Here is a 3,891-nt window from a genome sequence, read left to right on the forward strand (position 1 = left end):
GGTGGGTACCCGCTGGTCAAAATACCGCCGGATTCTGCGTGATTCAGTCAAGAAATTGCCAAGACAGGGCTTGAATATCCGATTTTCTGTCCAGGGAATCCTCTTGTTCAGGTCCGGAACCTGTGTTCTGTCAACAAAGACGGTTGACGCACCCCGGGAATGATTTTTTAAGCGCTGGATCAGTGCAGGATCCGGTACAGCGCATCGGCCAGCGCCGCGGGTTCGGTGCCGCGCCAGGCGATGATCCCGTCCGGCCGGACGAGCGTGGCTGCGCCTTCGGCGAGCCGGTAGAGCCTGCGGGCGGCGTTGTCGTCCAGCGCGTGCACCGTGACCTGCGGGCGGACGGCCTCGGCCGCCGCGTTCCACTGGGCCTCACGCCCGGCGGCGAGCAGGACGAAGCCTCGCCCGAACAGGTCGCGGGTCGAGCTGCCGTCGGGCAGGAAGGCGTGCGGCGCGCGGCTTCCCGGGCGGGCGGTGGGTAGAGCGGGATCCTCGAACTCGCCGTCGTCGAACTCGCCGTCCTCGGCATGTCCGGGTTCGGCGAGGAAAGCGCCACCGGGATAGACGTGTCCGAACAGGCCGCGGGCCGGGTCGATGAGTTCTGCGACGGTCTCATCGGCCCCGGCGGGGTCGGACCGTTGGACGAAGTTGGCGTATTGCTGTTCGGCCAGCATCTCGGCGTAGGGGCGGCGTTCGGTGTCGTGGCTGTCCAGGAGCCTGTCGTCGGCGTCGCCGGACAGGACCGCCGCCAGTTTCCACGCCAGGTGGTAGCCGTCGAGCACGGCCGCGTTCCCGCCCTGGCCGCCGGTCGGCGGCATCAGGTGGGCGCAGTCGCCGACCAGCAGCACGCGGCCGGAGCGGAAGGTGTCCGCGACCCGGGTGATCCAGGCGCCGCTTCTGGTCCAGGCGATCTCGACGCCCTCGACGGGCAGGTCGGGGTCGCCGACGGCGGTACGGATGTGTTCGGTGAGCCGGTCGGTCGTGGCGTCCCCGGCGTCGAACGCGCCGCCGATCACGAAACGGCCGGGCTCGTCGGTGGTGACGACGACGGCCGATCCGTGGGGGAGAGCGGGGTTGTGCAGATGCCACAGTCCGACCGCGGCGCCGTCCAGGGCGGCGGCGAGGTCGGCGTGGAAGGACGCGAACATGGTGGCCGAGTCCGTGGCGCGCTGCCGTCCGTGGACGCCGATCCCGGCCGCGTCGCGGATCGGGCCCTTTTCGGCCTGGGCGCCAGCGACATCAAGTGCCTGGACCTGGCGCGCGCCGAGCCGGATCTGACCGCGGGCCGGATCGCGGGCGTGACGGGTCTGTCGGCGGCGGCGGTGACCGCGTTGCTCGATCGCCTGGAGCGCGCGGGGTTCATCGAGCGGGTGCGCGGTACCGATGACCGGCGCAAGGTGCATGTGCGCTCCACCGGGCGGCACGAGGCGGCGGTGAATGCCTTGTACGGCGAGGTGGCGCAGGGCTTTGCGGCGGTTGCCGCGGGCCTTTCCGATGAGCAGGTGCGCGCCTATATCGCCGTGCAGGGTGCGTTCAACCGGGCGGCGCTGGATGTGGCGAAGAGTATTGGTTCAGCCGGAGGTGGCGTCCAGGTGTAGCCGCGTGGTGATGCGGTACCGGTCGCCGCGGTATACCGAGTGGGCGAATTCCACGACCCGGCCGGTGGTGTCCTTGGTGGTGCGTTCGACTTGCAGCAGCGGGGCGTAGACCTCGATGTCGAGCAGTTCGGCCTGGTCGGGGTTGGCGACCGTGGGTTCCATGGTCTGCACGGCGTCGGAGACGGCGATGCCGTGGCGGTCGCGCAGCAGGTGGTAGAAGTTGCCGGATTCCAGGTCGGCCGGGGCCAGGTTCGGGACCAGGGCGGCCGGGACGTCGAGGCGTTCGATGGCGATCGGTTCGCCCTCGACCAGCCGGACCCGCACGATGCGCAGGATCGGGGCGTCGGTGGCGATGTCGAAGCGGGCGGCGCGGGAGGGTCCGGCGGGGGAGGTGCGGAAGGTGACGACGTGGCTCGTCCAGGTGCCCTCGGCCGAGGGGGCGGCCAGGGCCGCGGTGCCGTCGGTGGTGTCGCCGGTCAGCGGCTGGTCGATCTTGCGGGGGCTGGTGAACGTGCCGCGGCCCTGGTGCCGGACCAGGTAGCCGGAGCGGGCCAGGTCTTGGAGCGCGGCGCGGACGGTGGGGCGGGAGACGCCGAGGGCTTCGGCGAGGTCGCGTTCGGAGTCCAGGCTGGTGCCCGGGGCGGCGGTGTCGATCAGCCGCAGCAGGTGATCGCGCACGCGGTCGCGTTTGGCGGTGGCCACTTTGCGGGCCGGGCGGGTCTGGCTGCCTGTCACGTCGGATGATTCTGCCAGGTGTGGCGGGTCGGGCACCGGCGGCCTTGTGGGCTCGGCCTTGGGGGCCGCCGGTGCGGTGGGCCCAGGCGTAGCTGGTGCCCGGGCGGCGGGGCGGCGCGGTCCGGTCTCAGGTCGGGCCGCGCCGCCCGTTCGTGAGCGGGGTCGGGTCAGCCGTTCGGGACGGTGTCGGTGAAGTGGGTCCCGGCCGAGTAGTAGCCGTTGACCGCGTTCTGCACGTCGGCCGGCGACTGTGCGACGCCGTTGGCGTAGTAGACCCAGTTGACCTTCTCGTTCCAGGTCCGCGCGCCGGTGAACGGCAGGTCGATGAACCATTCGTTGATGTCGATGGTCATGGCCTCGCGCGGGTAGTACTTGCCGGTGCTGCTGAACACCTGCTTGCCGTCGATGTAGTAGGTGACGGTGCCGCCGTAGACGGTGGCGACCAGGGTGTGCCAGCCCTGCAGGCTGCCGGTGGTGTCGGTGGTGACGCGGTCCATGGCGTCGGAGCTGTACCAGGTGGTGGTGTACATCGAGTTCGCCGGGCCGCCCCAGCCGCCGTTGGGCAGGTATTCGAAGTCGTCTTCGCTGTACAGGGAGTTGTCCGGGGTGATGGTGTAGAAGGTCTCGTTGACGTGGTCGCCGTTGGTGCCGGTGGTCGGGGCGTCGTTGAAGTAGACGCGGGCGGCGTACGTGCCCTGGAAGAACTTCTGCTGCGTGGTGTCGATCTCGGCCTGCTTGGTGCCGGAGGTGGTGCCGTCGGTGGAGGCCGTCAGGTCCATGACGTGCCCGCCCTGCGCGGTGGAGTCACTGGGGAAGCTGAAGGTGTCCGCGGCCCAGGAGTTCTGCACGCCCGGCCCGCCGGCGCCGGTGCGGATCGCCCAGCCGTGGGCGGCCAGGTTCGGGTCGGTCGGGCCGGTGTAGGAGAAGTCGTCGAACAGGGCGCCGTTCGGTGTGCCGCCGCCGCTGGAGCTCGTCGAGGTGGAGGGGCTGCTGGACGGGCTGGTCGGCGGCGGGTTCCCGCCGGGCGCGGTGCCGGAGACGATCGTCCCGCCGACCGCGAGCGTGATGGTGTTGGTGGCGCCGTAAGAGGTCTGCGCGGCGTTGAACGAGTAGTCGTCGGCCTGGTCGACCGGGGCCCAGCCGGCGGCGTTCATCCGCAGTTGCAGGTCGCCGGTGGAGGCGCCGGGGGCCAGGGAGCCGCCGGTGAAGCCGACTTCCAGGTAGTGGTCGGCGGTGGCGGTCGGCGTGGGCAGGGTGCCGATGGCGCCGGTGATGTTCCCGCAGCCGATCTGCGCCCATTCGCAGGTGAACTGGTAGGACGGCGCGGAGTCGATGGTGAAGTAGTAGCGGATCTTCACGGTCGACAAGTCGAGCGGGGCGCTGCCGGTGTTGGTGACGGTGAGCCAGGGCTCGACCATGTCCGAGCCGGCCGAGCCGACGTGGTAGGCGAGCGCGGCCGGGGCCGCGGCGGCGTGCGCCGTCGTGGACAGTGCGGCGGCGGTCAGGCCGAAGGCGGCGGCCACACCGGCCGCGGACAGGGCCGCGATGGGGCGGCGGG

At 70.9% G+C, this 3,891-nt stretch carries 4 protein-coding genes; 1 reads left to right on the forward strand and 3 read right to left on the reverse strand.

Going from position 1 to position 3,891, the window contains the following annotated elements; all coding sequences use genetic code 11:
* Nucleotides 1–179: 179 nt before the first annotated feature.
* Complete coding sequence (locus IZR01_RS48560) at nt 180–1,274, reverse strand: FAD-dependent monooxygenase (protein ID WP_323747321.1); 1,095 nt, start codon at nt 1,272–1,274, stop codon at nt 180–182.
* Between IZR01_RS48560 and IZR01_RS48565 the strand changes: the two genes are divergently transcribed.
* A complete protein-coding gene (locus IZR01_RS48565; protein ID WP_323746767.1) occupies nt 1,179–1,598 on the forward strand; it encodes a MarR family transcriptional regulator in 420 nt (139 codons plus the stop codon). The genes IZR01_RS48560 and IZR01_RS48565 overlap by 96 nt on opposite strands.
* On the opposite strand, the gene IZR01_RS52815 is transcribed toward IZR01_RS48565, so the two are convergent.
* Together IZR01_RS52815 and IZR01_RS48575 are read right to left on the reverse strand one after the other, a co-directional pair.
* Nucleotides 1,572–2,333 (reverse strand): GntR family transcriptional regulator, encoded by a 762-nt coding sequence (locus tag IZR01_RS52815; protein ID WP_194899879.1) that lies wholly within the window; start codon nt 2,331–2,333, stop codon nt 1,572–1,574. The two genes, IZR01_RS48565 and IZR01_RS52815, sit on opposite strands and share 27 nt — an antisense overlap.
* A 167-nt stretch (nt 2,334–2,500) precedes the next feature.
* Nucleotides 2,501–3,891, reverse strand: a 1,391-nt coding sequence (locus IZR01_RS48575) for a cellulose binding domain-containing protein (RefSeq protein ID WP_323747320.1), incomplete at its 5' end; no start/stop codon positions are given.

This window comes from Catenulispora pinisilvae (assembly GCF_015356865.1).
GTDB lineage: Bacteria > Actinomycetota > Actinomycetes > Streptomycetales > Catenulisporaceae > Catenulispora > Catenulispora pinisilvae.